The sequence below is a fragment of the Shewanella sp. SM74 genome (assembly GCF_025653725.1).
In the GTDB taxonomy this organism is placed as follows: Bacteria; Pseudomonadota; Gammaproteobacteria; order Enterobacterales; family Shewanellaceae; genus Shewanella; species Shewanella oncorhynchi.
Genome location: NZ_JAKKRZ010000021.1, coordinates 66099 through 86745 on the forward strand (window position 1 = coordinate 66099; position 20647 = coordinate 86745).

12 protein-coding genes and 1 pseudogene are annotated in these 20647 nt (G+C 46.2%); 4 read left to right on the top strand and 9 right to left on the bottom strand.

From position 1 onward, the window contains the following. Positions 1 to 49: 49 nt before the first annotated feature. Positions 50 to 1522: a group II intron reverse transcriptase/maturase gene (ltrA, locus tag L5M49_RS18750; RefSeq protein ID WP_263266621.1), complete on the bottom strand. Its 1473-nt coding sequence runs from the start codon at positions 1520 to 1522 to the stop codon at positions 50 to 52. 1189 nt (positions 1523 to 2711) lie between these two features. Between ltrA and L5M49_RS18755 the strand changes: the two genes are divergently transcribed. Together L5M49_RS18755 and L5M49_RS18760 are read left to right on the top strand one after the other, a co-directional pair. Beyond that, entirely contained in the window at positions 2712 to 6518 is a 3807-nt protein-coding gene (locus tag L5M49_RS18755; protein WP_263266622.1) for a CHASE domain-containing protein, read from the top strand. A gap of 5 nt (positions 6519 to 6523) precedes the next feature. Next, entirely contained in the window at positions 6524 to 7453 is a 930-nt protein-coding gene (locus tag L5M49_RS18760) for a diguanylate cyclase (RefSeq protein ID WP_263266623.1), read from the top strand. 500 nt (positions 7454 to 7953) lie between these two features. On the opposite strand, the gene L5M49_RS18765 is transcribed toward L5M49_RS18760, so the two are convergent. The 8 genes and pseudogenes from L5M49_RS18765 to L5M49_RS18800 form a co-directional block, all read right to left on the bottom strand. Next, positions 7954 to 8568 carry a biliverdin-producing heme oxygenase gene (locus L5M49_RS18765; protein ID WP_029628488.1) on the bottom strand — a complete coding sequence of 205 codons (615 nt, stop codon included), beginning with the start codon at positions 8566 to 8568 and terminating at the stop codon, positions 7954 to 7956. After that, positions 8561 to 10009: a GAF domain-containing protein gene (locus L5M49_RS18770; protein WP_263266624.1), complete on the bottom strand. Its 1449-nt coding sequence runs from the start codon at positions 10007 to 10009 to the stop codon at positions 8561 to 8563. Before L5M49_RS18770 ends, L5M49_RS18765 begins: the two co-directional genes overlap by 8 nt. 1 nt (position 10010) lies before the next feature. Continuing rightward, entirely contained in the window at positions 10011 to 11393 is a 1383-nt protein-coding gene (locus L5M49_RS18775) for a putative bifunctional diguanylate cyclase/phosphodiesterase (RefSeq protein WP_263266625.1), read from the bottom strand. Between the two features lie 78 nt (positions 11394 to 11471). Beyond that, positions 11472 to 14555, bottom strand: a complete 3084-nt coding sequence (locus L5M49_RS18780) for a CheR family methyltransferase (RefSeq protein ID WP_263266626.1) — start codon at positions 14553 to 14555, stop codon at positions 11472 to 11474. Positions 14556 to 14624: 69 nt separating this feature from the next. Further along, positions 14625 to 14786, bottom strand: a pseudogene (locus tag L5M49_RS18785) (integrase core domain-containing protein); the annotation flags it as partial. Positions 14787 to 14860: 74 nt separating this feature from the next. Further along, positions 14861 to 15013, bottom strand: a complete 153-nt coding sequence (locus tag L5M49_RS18790) for a hypothetical protein (protein ID WP_263266627.1) — start codon at positions 15011 to 15013, stop codon at positions 14861 to 14863. Between the two features lie 115 nt (positions 15014 to 15128). Further along, a complete protein-coding gene (locus tag L5M49_RS18795) occupies positions 15129 to 15482 on the bottom strand; it encodes a hypothetical protein (protein ID WP_263266629.1) in 354 nt (117 codons plus the stop codon). A gap of 219 nt (positions 15483 to 15701) precedes the next feature. Continuing rightward, positions 15702 to 18686 carry a Tn3 family transposase gene (locus tag L5M49_RS18800; RefSeq protein WP_043495657.1) on the bottom strand — a complete coding sequence of 995 codons (2985 nt, stop codon included), beginning with the start codon at positions 18684 to 18686 and terminating at the stop codon, positions 15702 to 15704. 159 nt (positions 18687 to 18845) lie between these two features. Here L5M49_RS18800 and L5M49_RS18805 point away from each other — a divergent pair, with 159 nt between their 5' ends. Both L5M49_RS18805 and L5M49_RS18810 read left to right on the top strand, forming a co-directional pair. Next, the gene (locus tag L5M49_RS18805) at positions 18846 to 19424 is read left to right on the top strand and encodes a recombinase family protein (protein ID WP_086903633.1); all 579 of its coding nucleotides are present in this window, start codon (positions 18846 to 18848) and stop codon (positions 19422 to 19424) included. Positions 19425 to 19927: 503 nt separating this feature from the next. Then, positions 19928 to 20647: reverse transcriptase domain-containing protein (locus L5M49_RS18810; protein WP_263266630.1), on the top strand; the 720-nt coding region annotated here is incomplete at its 3' end.

Here is a 20647-nt window from a genome sequence, read left to right on the forward strand (position 1 = left end):
CTGCATACGGCTCAAGCCTCCACAAAAGCATCGTTTGATACCCAGCAACTTATAAAGCAGTCAGAGCAGGTTCGTTCCAAGAGTTGCGAGCTAGCCTTTTGGACTTTCTCTTCACCAAGTATTCTTGGTATTGAGGGTCAAATGGCGTTGCAGAACTTCGGATTTTCACATGTCTCTCGATAGGCACTTTGGCTATTTGGAAGAGATTGAACTGGCAATCCATACCCAAGAACTTCTGCCAACCGTGAAATTGCCACTGGCCTTTTCGATTGACGAAGTATTTAAGGGCTATCCAAGTTTTTGATTTGGTTGGATGACGCCTTTTGGCCCAGTGCCATAACGCATGGAATAGCTTGTGGCTTACATATCCGAACACCTGTTTCGCGACGCAGTGTCGATAGTAATTCGACCATCCCCTAAGTTTCGGATTTATCAGTTTGATAAGATCGTTCACGGGTAGGGTTACGTGCTTTTTGATGAGTCCTCGCAGATGACTTAAGAACATCAACGTATTGGATTTACTCGGTTTAATGAGCAGTTTTCCTTTGTACTTCCTATGGTTAAAACCTAAGAAGTCAAAGCCATCGTTGATGTGAGTGATATGCGTTTTCTCTTCGGATAGTGTTAAGCCTCTTTCTGCTAAGAAGTCAGTAATCAACGGTTTGATATCGTTCTCCAGCACTTCCTTTGAAGCACAAGTGACGACGAAATCGTCGGCGTACCCAATAAAGTTGGCTCTAGTCCCCTTTTTGAGGGCGGTGGATTTTATGTGCTGCTCAAGACCTGCAAGAGTTATTAACATCAAGGAGGGGGATATAACTCCTCCTTGTGGCGTGCCCTCGTCAGTACGATAAAACAGCCCTTTATCCATAAAACCAGACTTTAACCATTGCTCCAACATCCGCTTATCTACGGCGATGTTATCAAGAAGCCATTGATGACCGATCTTGTCAAAACAGGCTTTGATATCACCTTCGAGTACCCATTGGGCTGATTTCTTTTGAGCCAAACACTTAAAGCACTGATCGACAGCGTCAGCAGTACTGCGGTTTGGTCTAAATCCATAGCTGTTAGGGTCGGCAAGTGTTTCTGACACGGGCTCGAGTGCAAGAAGGTGGAGTGCTTGTTGCGCTCTGTCTATCATGCACGGGATACCCAGCGGTCGAAGCTTGCCATTCTTTTTTGGGATGTAAATACGCTTGAGCGGCTTAGCTATGTATGCCTTTCTGCTCAATTGATTGACGGCTTTCATGCGGCGTGCATCTGTGTTCCAGATGATGCCGTCTATTCCAGGCGTTTTACTGCCTTTGTTTTTCGACACTCGTTTAACAGCAAGGAGTTTTGCTGAGCGCGAGTGCGTCAGTAACCATTGCAAGGCTTTTACCTTGCCGTGCTCACCTTCTTTTGTTGCCTTTGCGATACGCATCTGAAGCTTTAATACATGCGACTCTACGGATTTCCAGTCGATTGACTGCCATTGAGCACTGTCAGGAGAGGCACTAATCTCTTTTGAAATCATCATTTGCGTTTCTCCTTGGATAAAGTCCTTCAAATTCTCTCGCAACGGGAGACCAGTCGGAAGTGGGCTCACTTTCGTGCCAGACAGTTGTCTGTATCTGCATCATTACAATGCAGCCTTTGCTTTCTCCAACATCCTATACCTGCACCGCCATCGGCTATATTGGCTTTCCCAGAGGGAGCGATACAGGCTTACCGTGTTCCGTATGTCGCGCAATGTCAGGTTAGATGCCCGCTATGGTGCGGAGAGTACAATGATCACGAAAGAGCATGGGACAATCTCTTTCCGACTCTCGTGCCTTTTGGCTACAGCGTGTTAACCACTTCCGCTGTTTCATCGCATAACGCACCTTACGCGGATTCACTTACATTCATCATACTGACTACCTAGCACTCACCCGATTTGTGGTTATCAGGAGGATCATCCCCTCGCGGTTCATATCCCGATTGGTCAAAGACCAATCTTCGTTACATTGTCAGAGCCGCTACTTTATTCAGGCTCCTAGGTTCATCTGGTGATACAGATGGTTCACTCGTTAAGCGGTGAACAGCGCTTCATACGACTTCACGTCGCACGCCCCAAAACGTGTTAACGTAATTACTCTATAGGTCGGCTTTGAGCGAAAAGCAGAAATTTCTCTCCGCATCATAGTACTCATGCGAAAGTATGCTTTGCTTGATAGAGCGGACATTAACGCCTGAAGTTGGACGGACTTTTAACCGCAAAATGGCATGTGTCTCAACCACAGTGTCCAGCATCCATTCGTCGAGTTGATTGTCACTCGGATCGTGCTTCTCAGTAAGGCAAGCTAACTTTTTACTACAACAATCATCTTCAAAGCGATCTGCTTCTATTGATTTCCGTAGATCACGCAATTAAGTTGGATTGACAATGTTAGGGGGCGCTAATTTGTCCTTGCTCTGTAGATTAAATATGACTATTCATATCGACATAAGCTCAATGCAACTTGAAAGTTTTGCTTTTTGAGCTTAGAGTGATTTTTAATAAGTTTCTAATTTACTGGTTGGCTCAACTTGTTTTAAAAACACGGCGCGCTGGTGCGACTGTTTCATAATGAGCGAGTCCTACAGGCAAATCAGTTGCTGGATTGTTTCTGAATTTGATGTTGGTTTTCCATCTAAATTATCGGCCCTAACCTTTTTTATATCAATCGGAACCTCCTGAGCATTAAATGAAGTCACTTATCTCTGTTCCCAAATTTTCATTACGCAGTTGGTTAATGTCATTATGGCTACCGTTAGGGTTATTAGTTATTGGCTACTTTGTGGCAACATCCATGGTAGATCAGCAACAACAAACCCAAGCAAAGCGAATTAGTGATGCGGTTACTGTCAGGTTAAATCTAATTGCAGCAGGGGTTCAGGAAAAGGTCACGCTGTATCAATATGGTTTGCGCGGCATCCGTGCTGCAGTAATGTTGCTATCCCCTGAGCATTTTGATTACAACGATATGCAGGCCTATACGCAAGTGCGAGACTATAAAAGGGAGTTTCCAGGGGCTCGTGGTTTTGGTTTAATCATCAAAGTTGAACCAAACCAAACTGCGGCATTTCTAGACCGGATGGCTGCCGAGCGACCAAGCTACAACTTCCAAATCAGGCAGCTTACGCCACACCAAGATAGCCTTTTTGTGATCACCTATATTGAACCTGAGCAAAACAACCGAGAGGCCGTGGGGGTTGATATTGGTTCCGAAGCAATGCGCCGCAAGGCAGCATTAGATGCGGCGTTCAATAACGATGTGAGGTTAACAGCGCCCATTACCTTAGTACAAGCAAATGAGCGAGCTCAACAGGGTTTTTTAATATTAATGCCGGTATATAAAACAACAACCGTGCCACAAGATAGTCGGCAACGGCTTGAACATTTATTTGGCTGGAGTTACGCCCCAATCCTGATTAACGAAGTCCTTAATTCAGTTGCAGGTCTGGAAAACGATGTCTTTCTGCAAATCAGTGACATTACCGAACAAACGCCAATCGAGTTCTTCAGCCAAGAAGTGAAAGACACTTACGACGCTGCTCTACAACATAAATTAAATCTCTCTGTATTTGGCCGCCAATGGCAGCTGTCGCTTACGCCAACCAATCGCTTTATTAATGAACTGCAACTGCGCTCTGGCACCAGCTTATTTTTTGAAGTAATGGCAGTCAGTACCATCCTGGCCTTTGGCGTGTATCTACTGCAACTTATGTTAATGCGCAGAAGTCAGTTAATCCGTCATATGCAGGAGCTGGCAAGTATTGCAGAGCAAACTTTACTAAAAGCGAATGCTGAGCTTGAACAGCAGGTCGCACTGCGAACGGCGGAGATTTCACGTGTTAATATCTTGCAGCACAGTATTCTTAGCAGCGCGGGCTACGCCATTATCGCTACCGATGAAGAAGGCATTATTACGGCCTTTAATCCAGCAGCAGAAAAACTCTTAGGCTATCGCGCAGAGGAGGTCCTTTTCCAACAAACCCCGTCTATTTTTCATCTGCCCGCAGAAGTGGAGCACCATGCCGCTAAGCTGACCACTGAGCTCGGTAGCAACATCGCGGTCGGTTTTGAAACCCTTGTAGCGAAAGCGCGTCTGGGGCAAACGGATAATGCGCGCTGGACCTACCTGACAAAAACCGGTGAACAGGTGCAAGTAAAACTAAATATCAGTGCACTAAAAGATGAGCAAGGTCAGCTAGCAGGCTTTCTTGGTATCGCGTTTGATTTAACTAAACAACTTAAATACGAAGCGGAACTGGCACAAGCAAAAGAACAAGCTGAGTCTGCTAATAAAGCAAAATCTGAGTTTTTGGCAAATATGAGCCACGAGATCCGCACGCCGATGAATGGAGTTCTGGGATTATTACAATTGGTAGCCAACAGCACGCTGGATCAACGCCAGGCCGACTATATAGAAAAAGCCTATAGTGCAGCTAAGTCTTTGCTTACCTTGTTAAATGATATTCTGGATTTCTCAAAAATTGAAGCCGGTAAGTTGGAGCTAGACCCGCATCCATTTAGTTTGACGGATTTGCTGCAGGATATCGGCCTTGTTTTTTCATCTAGTGCAGAGCAAAAAGGATTGGAAGTGCTATACGATGTCACAGCGGATGTGCCTGAGCATTTGTTAGGTGATAGTTTCCGTATTAAACAAGTCCTGATAAATCTGGTCGGCAATGCCATAAAATTTACTGATAAGGGTGAAATACTCATCTCAATTAGGTCTCAATCACTGCCAGAGGGCGAGATTAACTTGTCTTTCAGTATTAAAGATACTGGGATCGGTATCACGCTGGAGCAACAGAACGCTCTTTTTTCCGGTTTTCAACAAGCAGATTCTTCAATAAGTCGTCGCTATGGCGGGACAGGTTTAGGTTTAGCCATCAGTAAGCGCTTGGTGAATTTGATGGGTGGTGAAATCGGCGTAGAGAGTGAATTTGGTTGTGGAAGTACCTTTAGCTTTAACGTCGTCGTACGCAATGCGGAGAAGAGGGCGATCCAAAACTCTCAAACGTTTACTCGTAGTAATGAAAAGTTGAGCGTGTTGATTGTCGATGACAACGACAGTGCGCGAATAATTTTACAAGGTATTGCGGTCTCGTTGGGATGGCAGGCAAAGATTGCGTCCGATGCGCAAGAGGCGTCACTATTAGTCAAGCAAGCCCACCGCGATAGTACTCGCTATGATGTCGTTTTCGTAGACTGGCGTATGCCGGGTAAAGATGGCCTAACCTTCGCTCGCGAGCTACGGGAATTGCATAGTAGCGTGGTTTCACTGATTGTAATGATTACCGCTCATGGAAAAGAACTGCTCGATGAGCAAAATAACGATTATGAGCGCTATCTGGATGGATTTTTAATTAAACCTGTTACAAAAAATATGATGTTACAGGCAGTAAAGAGTGTTGTTTTTGGCGATCTCGACCTGTCGCTCCCGACCTCCCCCCTCCCGCACGAGCTGCCATTGCAGGGAATATCCTTACTGCTGGTAGAAGATAATTTGACGAACCAGCTGGTTGCCAGTGAGTTACTGCAGCAACTAGGGGCGACCATCAAAATTGCTAGCAGCGGTGAGGAAGCGTTAGAGATGCTGGAAAGTACGGCAGAGCACTTTGATATGGTACTGATGGACATACAAATGCCGGGAATGGATGGCTATCAAACCACTCGTGAGATTAGAAAGCTACCTAGACATCAGTTGCTGCCGATTATTGCTATTACAGCGCACGCCATGTCTGATGATATAGCCGCTTGCCTGGCAGCAGGTATGCAAGACCACATCGCAAAACCTTTTGATCTTAACGAGTTGACGACCAAAATTCTCAGCCATCATAAAGCAGAAAAAGCACCTCACGTCAAACAAGTTAATAAATCAAACCTGAATTTTGATCAGGCAGCGTTAGCGTTCTGCCAGCAGCATCATATTGAACTCGAAGCTGCTGTTCAGCGCCTTGGTTATTCCCTGACGATTTATGTCAATGTATTAAAGCAATTTGAGCAGGACCTTAGGCAAGCATTACAACAACTAGAGGATAAAACACTTACCCGTCGTAATGCACGATTGTTGTTTCATAGTTTAAAAGGTGCTGCAGGCACACTTGGCTTTAGCAATCTGGCAAAGCTTACTGCCCGCTTGGAAGATGAGCTGCGTGAGCACAGTGATGACGGTTATCAGGTAGATAACAACGTTCTGGATATACTGAAGTTAACTCTTAACACCGCTACAGACTTGGTGAAATTATTACAAGTGGAACAGCAAATAGCTACCGCACAAGCCCCTGTTAGCCGGACGGAACAGGCAGCTCAGTTAATGACGCTAAAGCAACATCTCAATCTTGCCAACATGGCAGCGTTGCCACTTTATCAGCAATTGGCACCGTCACTGCAGGCTCAAACACCTGAACTAAATAAAGAGCTTGAAGAGGCTCTAGTCAACTTGGCTTTTGAGCAAGCAGTCGTGATAGTTGATAAAATGTTAAGTCAATTCAAAGAGTAGTTTATATGTCAGCTGACACTATACCAAATGTGGCTATCAGCCAATTCCCTGCAACCATTTTAGTTGTCGATGATCAACCTATTAATATTCAGATTGTCTTTCAGGTTTTAGGCAACGAGTACAATATTCTGATGGCCACAAGCGGCAAACAGGCAATAAAAGTTTGCCACGACAGTCGGCCTGATCTCATTTTGTTAGATGTAGTAATGCCTGAGCAGGATGGATTAGAAACATGCAGGCAATTAAAAGCCGATAAACAACTGGCAGATATCCCGGTCATATTCGTCACAGGCTTGCAGCATCAAACGGATGAAGATGCCTGCTGGGATGCAGGTGGCGTCGATTTTATTCAAAAGCCATTTAATACAAATACATTACGTAACCGGGTAAAGGCTCACTTAGCCCTGAAAAGACAAGCTGACTTACTGCGTTCTCTCGCTTATCTGGATGGGTTAACCGGTATTTATAACCGCCGCTATTTTGATAACGTTTTATCAATCCAACTTGCCCAACATAGACGTAAACTGAGTCCTCTTGCAGTATTGATGATTGATATCGACTACTTTAAGAAATATAACGATACGTTTGGCCACTTAGCAGGAGATGATGCTTTACGTAAAGTGGCCAGTGCCCTAAAGCATAACGGGCGACAGGCTGACACGGTCGCCCGCTATGGAGGTGAAGAATTTGTAGTGTTGCTAGCCGATACCGATATAAATGGCGCAGTAACCGTGGCAAAAAAGATGCTGCATCATGTATTGGAATTAGATATCGCACACCCCCAAACTCCCGCCACCAAACTGAGCATCAGTGTTGGCATTGCCGTCGCCGATGAAGCGAAAGGCTACGATAGTAATATTATAGAACTGGCAGACCAGCAGCTGTATTTAAGTAAACAACGTGGTCGTAATACCTATTCGGTTGTACTAGCGTGAGGTCTGGCAAACCTATTACCAAAAAATTACTATCTATGAGTGATTAATTTTAAACTCTGTTGTTACCATGATTTTTACAGCATAATATTGAAACCGGCCAAGATAATTTACACAGAATACTGGGACCATAACCCGCTGCGCTGCTCATCGCCCTTACACTAACGTTCTGCTAACGACTAATAGCGGACTTTAATACCTGCACATTGTAATATCCGCTTCTGGCACAGAACCGTTCAGCGCTATGAGCGAATTGCAGCTGTTCAGATCTGGCGCTATTGAAGAAACGAATCTCTGCTTCAAGGTAATTGCAAACATCTGTTTTGTTAAATGCATCCGGCATTTCCCATTTTCTTCAAGCCTTGTCCCTGTTTGCTCCAGTCATAAAAATGTTTCATAAGATCCGCAGAACATCTGACTACTGGCTGGGGCTTACGTTTTTCAAATCAATATGGATGGCGACTCATATCAAACTTCAATCAGTTCATCTTGATTAAAGAGACTCAAATCCCGTCAAGTTGTGACCATGGATTTCCGATTACAGACGTTTTTTTGATATCACGTCGCTGCAATTTAGCTAGGTTGTACAAGAGTTCAAACGTATCACAAGCAGCCGTTGTGGCGCGGTCAATTTGTGCAGGCGTTTGTAGCTCCGCTTCTAACGCACTGACTAAGTGACTCCAAGAGGTTTCAACATCAGGCTCTAGCTGATAAAACTGTAAGCTAGAAGCAATGGCAGGTAACCGCTTTTTAAGATGTCGTGCTATGACTTTTCTACCAAGAGATGCACCTTCCAGTACATAACGAGCGCCCCAAGCAACGGCGACGTCTTTGACTTCAAAAACTCCGGGAACTTGTTGAGTTAGAGCACCCAATAGTGTCAAATCCGCTTCCAGAGCCCGCTTCTTTGAGTTATAGGGTAGCGTGGAAGTCTGAGAAAAGTATGGTTGTATAGCTGATTCAACACGCTCATAAAATGCATACAAGAGACTAAGCGTTGCAAGCAAATCTTCAACAGAAACTTCGGGATACATCAGTTTCTTAAACAATGAAAGCTCTTCAACACGTTGGTGCCATTCATGTGTCGCCTCTCGTAAAATAAGGTGCGCTTTAGCCATAAACCGTACCGCTCAACAACTCTCTTAACTTCAACAACAACAAACGGCTCCTATTGTCCCACGGACAACTATAACCCACGCGTTTTTCTATCCATTTAGCAAAAGATCGGCGTGGCGAAATACCTAGTTTTCCATCATGAAACTCCACCGGTTTCTCTGGATTACCCCCCCAGGCTATTTCTTGTATTTGTTCCTGTTGGCATAAGTAAACACGAGTCATGTTTTTTAAGTCCGAACCGATTTTGATTGCCATAACCCCGGCAACTTCACTTAACACAAAACTTGAAAGCTGGCGTGATAAACAATCTTTAGACCATATTAACTCTGAAGAGTTGATAAATTCTTGTTCCACAATGCTCAAAGCGCTGTCTTCTAGTGTCAGTCCATGTCTTAAAATTTTATTATCGTGGGTCACGACAACACCACTCACGTTAAGCTCTTGGAGGATCCACGGAGCCAACTCTTGCCAACTATCTACAAGGCTGCCATTGCGTTGCAGTAGCAATTGAATTGGTTTAAATCTGCTATTCAACCCATCGACCAAGCACATTCGTTGATAGGCAGTATATGCAGACAAGCTCATCGAGAATCGACTAACGAGACTACGGCAAGCTTCCAGCATTGCATACGGCACAATGTTACGTTTATTGTCATGGCAAGCAACCAATGCAATCAAATTGCCGTTTACCACGACCGGAAAAGAGAGTGAGGCGTGGACGCCCATATTCGCTAAATAGATTTTATGCATCGGAGAAACACTTCGCAGGTCGCAGTAGGTCAAGTCAGGTGCTGCTTGCTCGAAGGATAGGACTGCAATAGCATCCGCTGCGGCATCAGGGATCATTCGCCATGGATTCTTAATGTACAGATCTCGAGCGATTTGAGGAATGTCGCTAGCAGGAAAACGAAGTTTCAAATAACTTCCATCAACTGAAGAATGGCAAAATTCAGCCACGACTTCGCCATCATTGTTTTCGACAAACTGATAGTACATGATCCGTTTAAATCCGGTCATTTTCGCAACTTCTTCCAATAGCTCATTTCGCTGCTGCGTTATTTGATACTCATGTTGTGGCATTTCACACAATTGAACTTCTTTATTGTTTTTATTATCCGATGCAAAATGCGGATAGATTTCAATGGAATAATCGCCTGAATCAGACATGTTGATGCAAAAATCTAGATAGCCATTAAACTCCCAGGCACGCTCGGTGTAGACACAGCGATTGTCTCCGTTTATTGGCATAACAACCTCTCCAAAAACAGCCTGAAGGGGCTGCCCCAATAAGGCTTTTGGCGCAACACCAACCAAGCTTTCGACATTGGCAGAGCAATGGGTGATAACACCTGCAGCATTGGCATATATCAAAACACCGTGTGGTTGAATCGCACCGGTGAGATGCAGTTGTTCATGTTCGCAAAGGCTGAGTAGTTTCTCCATGTTAACGACCTGCCATCTTCATTTCTGAGCTTGCTATGCAGCAGCTTGATGCTGTTCTTGCTAGTAAATCTTCAAATTCAGACAACGGCAAAGGCTTTGCGAGCAGATAACCTTGTGCCATGTGACAGCCTTGCTGCTCTAACCATGCTAACTGTGCTTGTGTTTCAACGCCTTCTGCAACTGTTTTAAGTCCAAGAGCCGATGCCAGAGAGATGATCGCCAGTGTAATAGCCTCATCCTCTTTATCCTGGCCAAGTCCGTTGACAAAAGACTTGTCAATTTTCAGCTCACTTAACGGTAATCGTTTTAGGTAAGATAATGACGAATATCCCGTGCCGAAGTCATCAATCGAGATAGCAATGCCATTCTCGCTAGCAACTTTTAGATTGTCGAACACGTTCGCATTATTATCCAACAATGAGCCTTCAGTGATCTCTAGCATAATCGCACCAGTACCGAGTTGGTATTGTTCGATTACTTGAATCAACTTATAAGCAAAGCCTGGCACTAATAAATCACGCGCAGAGATATTGACCGCAATACTGAAGGTTTTGATACCAGACTGCTCCCATTGCGATATCTGAGTGCAAACGGAATCCAATACGTATTCAGTCACTTGCCCAATAAGGCCAGACGATTCCGCAATGGGAATAAAATCCTGTGGACTGACCACTCCTAAATCAGGGTCTTTCCAGCGAAGCAAAGCCTCGCCGCCCACCAATTGTTTACTGTGTGTGATGCTGAATTTGGGTTGATAAACCACTTCCAATAGATTCTTAGCTAAGGCGTTTCTGAGACCACTTTCAATGGTGCTCTTACGTAAAAGTCTGGTATGCATTTCCTGCTTAAAGAATTCAAAACGGTTACGTCCATCTTCTTTTGCTCGATACATGGCACTATCTGCGGCTTTAATCAGATCAGTGCTGTTATTACTATCTTCAGGGTAGAATGCAATACCTATACTGGCGGAAACAAACAGTTGGTGACGCATCACATTGTATGACATGGCTAAGTCATTAATGATGCGTGAGGCAATTTGTGTTGCCGCTTCTTCGTCACAGTTTGTCAAGATGGCTGTAAATTCATCCCCGCCCATTCGTGCCACCGTGTCATGACCTCGCAATACTTCTCTGAGCCGCAATGCAGCCTCTTTTAATAGTTCGTCACCATAGTCATGTCCCAACGTATCATTGATACTCTTAAAATTATCTAAATCGATAAAAAGTAATGCAATTCGTTGGTTGTTTCTTCTGGCAGAGAGTAAAGCCTGACGCAGTCGGTCTTGGAATAAAGTTCTATTTGGCAACTTGGTCAATGCATCATGACTAGCCAAAAACTCGGCTTTGCGTTCATTATCACGAATCGCGGTGATATCGGAAAACACGGCGACAAAATGCTCGACATGACCGTTGTTATCTTTGATTTGATTAATTGTGAGCCATGCAGGATATAAATCACCGTTTTAGCGTTTGTTGCTGATTTCACCTTGCCAAAAACCAGAATCATTGACTGATTGCCACATTGATTCACAAAAACTTTGTGGGTGCTGACCGGATTGCAGTAACTTTTCGATATGTTGACCAATTGCCTCCTCCTTGGTATAGCCAGTCACCCCGGTAAAAGCATAGTTGACGGATTGAATCTCGGCCTGGCTATCAGTCACGGCGATTGCTTCGCCGGCATGCTCAAATACTTGTGCAGAGATACGCAGTTGTTCATCAGCCGCCTTTAAAGCACTAATATCTTCGGCTTCAATAATAAACACGCTGGGGTTACCACGTGCATCTAGCAACACTTGATGATTGGTCCGCAAGTGATAAATCGTCTCGTTGATAGTCGCAACAGATTCCAACTGAACAGCCTTGCCTTCACGCAGGGCTTTCAGGTCGCCTTCCCAAAGCATAGATGCCAGTTCACGGCTCATTAAATCGAAATCACTACGCCCCAAAAAGTCGAAATCGGTAAGATGAAAGAAGTCAATAAAACGACGGTTCGCATAGACGTAGCTGCCTCTTAAATCTTTCATCGCAAAGAGGGTCGATGTGTTTTCCATCAATGCATGGAGATGCTCTTGCGACTGTTTGAGTTCAGCCTGTGCCTGAGTAATGTCAGTCACATCCATCAAGATCACCACAATATTAGTGACATCACCTGCTTTATTGATACCTGGATTAACCATCAGGGTCAGGGTGCGACCGTCTATATGGACTATTTTCTCTTCTCTATCGCCATGGGCGAGTATTGCTACAAGGGATTGTTCTAAATCATGGAACATCTTGGGCAGTCGAAGACTTGATAGATGTTGGCGTAATGCGGTTGGACGCAGGTCAAATCGCCGAGCGGCGGGGCCGTTGAAACGAGTAAGCTGGAAAGATCTGTCAAAAACCATGATAGGAAATTGCAACGAATCATAAAGATGTGCGTACTCTTCTGATAAACGCGACATTTCAGTCGTTTTAACAATCATTTCTTCGTTAAGGCTAACCAACTCTTCGTTAGTCGCTTGCAGTTCCTCATTGGCGGCTTCCATTTCTTCATTGGTTGCTTGCAGCTCTTCGTTGGATGCTTGTGCCTCTTCATTGAGTGCCTGCATTTCCTCATTAGCTGTTGCCATTTCTTCAACTAAGGTTTGCAAATGCTCACGGGTTGCGACTAGTTCGTCTTCTAGCTCACGATTTGGGGTCGATGGCACTGGTTCGGCGTCAATGGTCACCTTTTTCTCGGGGACGAAAATGACCAGCAACATCTGGTTATTCGTGTCTTTGATGGGCTCAACATACATACGGACGTGAGCAGTGTCGTGCTTTCGCAGGCGTCCGCGTTGTGCTTTGCCGGATTGGTTGAGCTTGTGCGTTAAACTTAACAGCTCCCCCCGCAAGCTGGCTGATACAATTTGGCCAATCACTAGACGTGTGTTTCCAACCGGAAATTGCAGATATTCTTCTACTTTTCCGGCGGTATGAATCACATTGCCATCGCTATCGCAAAGCGCCACTGTAAGGCCGAAATGATTGACTAGACCATCCAGAATAAAAGTTTGCTTCAGATCAGAACGAGCGACACTATTTTTGCGTGGATTGCTTGAAACAACAGGGAGTGGCGTACCTGCGCCAGTTTTCCTGAAAAGTCGTTCTGGACGATTAACAGGGATAAACATTTGCTCTGCATGCGCCACGCTTTCGGAATGCCCAAGGAATAGATACCCATCTGGCAGCAAGCCAAAATGAAAGGTTTGCAGCACTTTTGCTTGCAAAGATGCATCAAAATAAATCAACACATTACGACAGGTGATCAGGTCTTGTCGCAAGAATGGCGGATCACTTACTAAATTATGGCGGGCAAAAATAATCAGGTCACGAAGTAACTTTCCGGCTTCAAACGCCCGATTTACCGGCTGGAAATATCGTTCTATCAGCTCGGTTGGGACTTCAGCCATAGAGCCTGCCGGGTAAACGCCGCGGCGCGCTACGTTGAGAGCTTCCTCATCAATGTCTGTTGCAAATATTTGCAATTTATAGAGGGGCAATTTATCCCCAAGGGCTTCGGAAAACAGCATTGCAATAGAGTACGCTTCTTCACCAGTGGCGCAGCCCGCTGTCCAAATACGAATCTCACTCCCTGCAGGCTTACGGTTACAAATTTCCGCAATGGCACGTTTGAGGGCTTCAAATGCATCTTTGTCTCGAAAAAACGCTGTAACAGAAATCAAGATATCCCGAACCAAGAGCTCGAGCTCCTGCGGGTGGGCATCAACCCATTGGATATAAGCGGCCAAGTCTTTGCTGCCTGTGGCAACTTCACGTCGTCTGATACGTCTTATCAGCGTGCCCACCTTGTAACCGGAGAAGTCGTGTTGCAAATGACAGCGTACTTTTTCCAGAAGGACAGATAACAGATCTGCCGGTAACGTTTTTTCTAATTCCTGTTTAGAGCCTTCCAGCAGTTGTGGCAGCTTCAAGGCAATGTCTTCTGGACTTAAGATATTATCAGCCACGCCAGCTTCAATGGCCGAACGTGGCATCCCATCATATTTGGCGGTTTCAGGTTTCTGTGCAAAGGTATAACCGCCTGCAGCCTGAATAGCACGCAGTCCAGCAACGCCGTCAGAGCCGGTACCAGAGAGCACAATCCCTATCGCAGACTCGCCCTCTTCAGCGGCAAGAGATATCAAAAACTGGTTCACGGAAGGCTTTGGCGAAATCTCTGGTTGTGCTGTCACCAAAGCAATCCGACCTTCTTTAAAGTGAGCGTTGAAATTTGCTGGGACCACATAGATATGTCCAGCTTGAGGAATGGTTCCATGCTCAGCGTCCTGAACTCTTAGTAGAGTTTCTCGGCTCAAAATCTCAACCATCATGCTACGATATGTAGGCGATAAATGTTGTAATACTACATAGGCACAAGGCGTATCAATGCTTAAATGATTGATAAGTTGAGTAATAGCCTCCAACCCCCCAGCAGACGCGCCGACCCCAACAATATAAGTTTTTTCAGGAGCGGTCTTCTTTGCGGCTTCAAGGGGGCCAGAAATCTCTATTTCTTTCAATTTAGTAGTCCTTTTTTTCTAACGTGGGACGGTAATCACCCCATTTTTAACCGCAGTTAAAAGTAGATACTAAGCGGCCATCAATGGTGGTTTTCCGCCATTGGCTTTGTGTGGCCGTTCATGATTGTAAAACCAAAGCCATTGAGTGGCATAGTCTTGAACTTCTTCAAGCGTATCAAATAAATGTTTGCTGACCCAACTGTACCTGATTGTTCTGTTGTGGCGCTCAACAGTATCCATTCCTGCAGCTTTCAAACGCCCTACAAGATTACGCATTTTGCTGAATTCAGTCCCAAAACTACTTCTTAGACCGACACCTTCGCAAAACTCTTTGCAGTTATCGTTTTTAAATCATCGGCATATTTGATCATCTGCAAATGAAGCTCTGCAGTGTATTGGTTGCGCGGTGCTGAGGATAAAGCTTGCTTGATGCGCTCATAAATTACGTATTCGTTCACGTGCACCTCTCCGGTTTATATAATTTAGCTAAATTATATAAAAAGGCCCCCAAAAGCAAACCGAATACTAACCAATCATTTTGCCTGACGGATCCCCAGAAATAATCTAACAACATCATGCAATTGCCTTCCTGACATTTGACCAATCAAAAACACTGACCCATTCAAGCAGTTGCCTGACTGCCGCTTGGATCTCCTCGCCGCTGATGCCAACTCTGGCTAATCGGAGTAGTCGTTTACCCAGATAATTGAACGATAACACCCTGTGAGTTTTAAATGAGTTCGCCTGAAACGACCGGTGTTTACCGGCCAATTCAGCTGCCAGCCCCAGCATGTAATGCAGCCAGTTGGCGAGCGCAGCCAGTAAAAGCAAAACTTCTAACCGACCTTTCTTTTTCGTGCGATGAGCGTCGCTGCCAAGGCCATAAGTCTGGCTTTTCTGGTCGCGGAATGCTTCTTCGATTTGCATCCGCGCAGCATAGAGCTTATTGATTATATTTGCATAATTGAAGCAATACGCCAAGTTAGACACGAGTAGCCACGGTTCTTTATACGAGTGGTGTTTGTCCTTTTTCCGTAGCTTCCAGCCTTTGCCTGCAAGTACTGCGCGACAGGCATATTCCTGCGATTGTCCAAGAGCGATTTCACCCAGAACGGGGTCCGCTTGGAAAACGGAAAATATCCTACGCTAAGCCTGTTTTTTGTACAGACTACTATTCACTGAGCGTAATGCGCGGTATTTACCCTGTCCCAGTTTGAGGTTTGTTCTCCAGACGTAATCCCCGCTCAGGTTGATATGTTCCCATCCCAGCGGTGACAGATGGGTAATCAGTTGCTCATTAATCGCGATCCCTTTCCGTCTCAATGAATCTACCGCTCTTTCTATATAGACCGTATTCCACAGCGAGATCGCCGCAGTCAGCAATGTCAACCCACTTGCCCGGTAACTCTGGTTTTCCAGTCCCCGATCTCTGATTTCCCCCAGCCGGTGCATAAAGACTGCTCGCGCAAGGGCATTACGGGCCTCACCTTTATTCAACCCAGCCTGTACTCGTCGACGCAGCGAAGGATCCCGGAACCAGTCCAACATAAACAATGACCTTTCTATGCGGCCAACCTCCCTCAGAGCCTTTGCCAGACCATTCTGTTTAGGATAGCTGGCCAGCTTTTTCATCATCAGTGATGCTGTTACCGTTCCCTGCTTTATAGAACTTGCCAGACGCAGTACCTCATGCCAGTGGGTTTCAATTTCCTTCAGATTCAGGCTGGTTGAGGAGATGATTGACTGAAGCCCCGGATACAACTCAGCTTTCCCATGAATAAACAGCCGCTTGTCATGAAGATCCCGGATCCTTGGCGCAAAAGCGAATCCGAGCAGATGCATTAGCGCGAAAACATGCTCAGTGAAACCTGCGGTGTCAGTATAATGCTCTGTAATTTCCAGATCGGTTTCGTGATACAGCAGACCATCAAGTACGTGTGTTGAATCCCGAACACGGCTGATGACTTTGGTGTAAAACGGGCTGTACTGGTCCGAAATATGTGTATAAATTTGCACGCCTGGCTCCTGACCGTATTTCAGATTGACCTGACCCGCATAACGCCCGTGACTCCCCACCCGAAAGTTCTGTCCGTCAGACGATGACGTTGTTCCATCGCCCCAGAATGCTGCCAGAGGCCGCTTTTTCTGCGCATTAACCAACTCGGCCAGCGCGGCTGAATAGGTTTCATCCCTGATGTACCAGGCCTGAATGCCCTCGAGTGACGATTTTGTCGTTCCCGGACAGGATTCGGCCATTTTTGTCAGCCCAAGGTTGATCCCATCGGCAAGAATGGTGGTCAGTAACAACTTTCTGTCTTTAGGTCTGATGTGATTGTTCTTGAGATGGGTGAAATGGCGGGTAAAACCAGTCCAGCCGTCCACTTCATCCAGCATTTCAGTAATTTTAGGATGAGGTAGCATGCCGTAAACCAGATCGCCAAAAGGGGATGCTGTTGAAGGAACACTATTATCCAGCGGGGTAATTTTCACGCCTTTATCCGATATATCAACATCGGGTAAATCACCGGCCAGCGCCATTGCATTAACTTCCTCCAGGCGCGATGCCAGAAGCGTCAAACGGCTCTCAATGTATTCATGGCAATCGCCCGGAACAGCAAGGGGTAACTGGTTATCCTTGAGTGATTTTTCAAAATCGCCGGACGGGATCAGATAATCATCGAAATTCCTGTAACGGCGTGATCCCTTTACCCAGATATCGCCAGAACGTAATGCTCCCTTCAGCTCATTCAGCACGCAAAATTCGTAATATTTTCGGTCAATGCCGGTGGGGGTAATCACAACTTTTCTCCAGCTTTCCGGGATGAAACCGATTGGTGCGGAAGGTGGTACTTTTCGGAGTTGCTTTCGATACATCTCTTTGACGGTATCCAGCGCGTCACCGAGCTGCATTGCAGCGGGAGCAGCCCTGAACTGCAACGCTGACAGCATCCGGGGCGCGTATTTACGCAGCGTACTGTATTTTTCTGTGATCAGATGCAACGGATCGAAGTTGTCCTTACGTGACAGGAACCGCGTCTCTTCCACGCTGTTGATGAATTCCTGCCAGGGAAGCACGTCTTCTATTGCGGCCCAGGGATCTTCCCCAGACTCTCTGGCGTTAAGTAAGGCCTGCCCGACGGTAACGTATTGCTTCAGTTTACTCTGAATCAGCTTTCCCGTTTGCTGGAGCCGCTCGGCCTGAGTGCGTTTTGCCCTGCTGAACAGACTGCCCAGAATACGCTCGTGCAGATCAATAACTTCATCAGTCAGGGTGGCTCTGGCTTCCGATATGATACAAACCAGCGAGGCATAACGGCGAACATCCGTGAATTTTGCCAGGTCCCGGCTACTCATTTTCCTGCCTTCGCGTGCGAGTTTCAGGAGCCGGTTCTGATGCACGGAAAGCGCAATACCGTCAGGCAGTGCCAGCGACTCTATCGCATTTAACCTGTCGATATGTTGCAGGACATTTTTGCCGTTTATTTTTCCCGGAGGCTGAAGCAACCAGGCCAGCCGTGAAGGTTGTTCACCCTCAGATACCAGCAGGCGGTCCAGTGCCGCTTTTTGCCCCGGTTCAAGCTGCTCGGTCAGCGCAGAAAAAACCGCTCTGTCAGCAAGCGTTGTTGCTTCAGCAAGGGTTCGTTCGATCACCTCAACAGAGGGGAAAATAATCTTATTACTGTGGAGCCAGGAGAGCATTTCTTCCGCAAGTAAAAAACCTCTGTCTGTCCGCATGGCGTGGGGATAAAGGTGGCGAATACAGTTTTTTTGCAGCGCCCGGCTGAAGGGGGATAATTCAAGGTAGCGGTAGAGTTCAGCCAGATGTTCCCAGCGGGTGACCTCTCTTGATGCATACTCTGCCCACAGATCAGGCTGAAGTTTCAAATGAGCCGCAAGCCGGGAAACAACCCCGTAGTGAGGGGACTCATTATTGTCGGGTGGAAATCCTGGCCCTCGCAAATAGCAAAGTAAAACAGCAAAGCCCAGGCGGTTAGCTGGTCTGCGATGTTTATTAATAAGCGCGAGGTCATGTTCGTTCAAAAAGCACATGCGCGTCAGAAGAACGTCATCTTCCGGCACAACCAACAAGCGTTCTTTTTCTTCACTACTGAGTATTTGTCTCCGTGGCATAAATGCTTCCTCTGCATATAGTTTATTTACGTTATTTCTTGCCCTGACCGAAACCGGTCGGTTTCGTACACTACTCTGCAAATCTGTCCGAAAGTAAGTGAAATTCATTTCGTACATGCGTTATGATTCGTACATCCATTTCGTACATAAAATATCACTATGTCACGTGTTTTTGCTTACTGCCGGGTCTCTACCCTGGATCAGACCACCGAAAATCAGAGCAGAGAAATCGAGGCTGCCGGTTTTACCGTCCGGCCCCAGCGACTGATTGAAGAACATATCAGCGGTTCGGTTGCCGCCGGTGAACGACCAGGCTTCACCCGACTGCTTGATCGCATGGAAAATGGCGACGTGCTGATTGTCACCAAGCTGGACCGTCTTGGGCGTAATGCCATGGATATAAGAAAAACAGTTGAGCAACTGGCTGCGTCAGATATTCGAGTTCACTGCCTTGCGCTCGGAGGTGTTGATCTGACAAGTGCTGCCGGGAGAATGACTATGCAGGTTATTTCAGCGGTGGCGGAATTTGAGCGGGATCTGTTGCTTGAGCGCACACATTCAGGTATTGCGAGGGCAAAAGCGGCAGGAAAGCGGTTTGGCCGTCCTTCCACACTGAATGAAGAACAGCAACTTTCTGTGATTGAACGCATTAACACCGGGGTCAGTATCAGCGCCATTGCCCGGGAGTTTAATACCACCCGGCAAACAATTCTTCGGGTAAAGGCAGGTAAGCAATAATCCCAGACCCAAGATTCCAGCGTTGACAGTCTGCTCAGTGCCAATTGCAGACATTCCAACTTTAAGGCTGTAAAGTCCGCTTTTAGGTGTTAGCAGAACGCCCGGCACAGCGGCAGCCGTAACGGAGCGGTTTTGTGTTAATGTTTGAGCGCAGCGAGTAACACAAAACCGCGTAGTGTAGGCTGTCCGCCTGCTGCCGATTGTGTACGCCCAGCATGGGCATGAACTAATGGGGTGAAAGTCCTCTGTAGGAAGGTCACCGTTCAATAACATGCTGTTATTAAACGTTAACTACTAGCGAATGGCAAGGGCTTATCCGCGAGGATTGGTCTGAAGGAAGCCGCTAGCAAATTTGCGAGCTGATGAACAAGAACATCATATGAGGCGTAGGCTAGAGGTGAGTTGGCACAAGACGACGAAACCACGTGATCTAATGGCCACCGTAAATGATCGTAATGGTTGGGATATGGTGAAGGCCTGAACATTTAGAAGAAGGAGGAGTCTTGTCAAACTTGTCGATACCCACTACGTCGCCAGACGATTACTATCGGCAGCGTATTGATATGCAACCGGCCTTCAACAGCGATTTATTCCAACAACTACTCGAACCTGAAAATCTACACCGAGCTTGGCGTCAAGTTAAAGCCAATAAAGGCGCGGCTGGCATCGATGGCATGACTATCGAAGCCTTCCCGCTTTGGATGCAACAAGGCGGTTGGCAACGGTGTAAATCTCTACTGGAACGAGGTGAATATAACCCTTCAGCAGTCAGACGCGTAGAGATCGACAAACCCGATGGCGGTAAACGCAAACTGGGTATCCCTAACGTCATTGATCGTGTGATACAGCAAGCTATTGCTCAAATTCTCACGCCGTTGTTTGACCCTTTCTTCTCGGCTAATAGCTTCGGCTTTAGACCGAATAGGAATGCCAAACAAGCGGTCTTGCAAGTCAGAGATATCATCAAACAGAAGCGCAAATTTGCCGTCGATGTTGATCTGTCCAAGTTCTTTGATCGAGTAAATCACGACCTGTTGATGACTCAATTGAGGATCAAGGTACAGGATAAGCGTCTGCTGGCGCTTATTGGTAAATACCTGCGAGCTGGTGTGATGGTCAACGACCAATTTGAAGCAAGCTTCGAAGGCGTGCCTCAAGGCGGCCCACTCTCGCCATTACTCTCTAACATTATGTTGGACAGTCTTGATAAAGAGCTGGAAAGC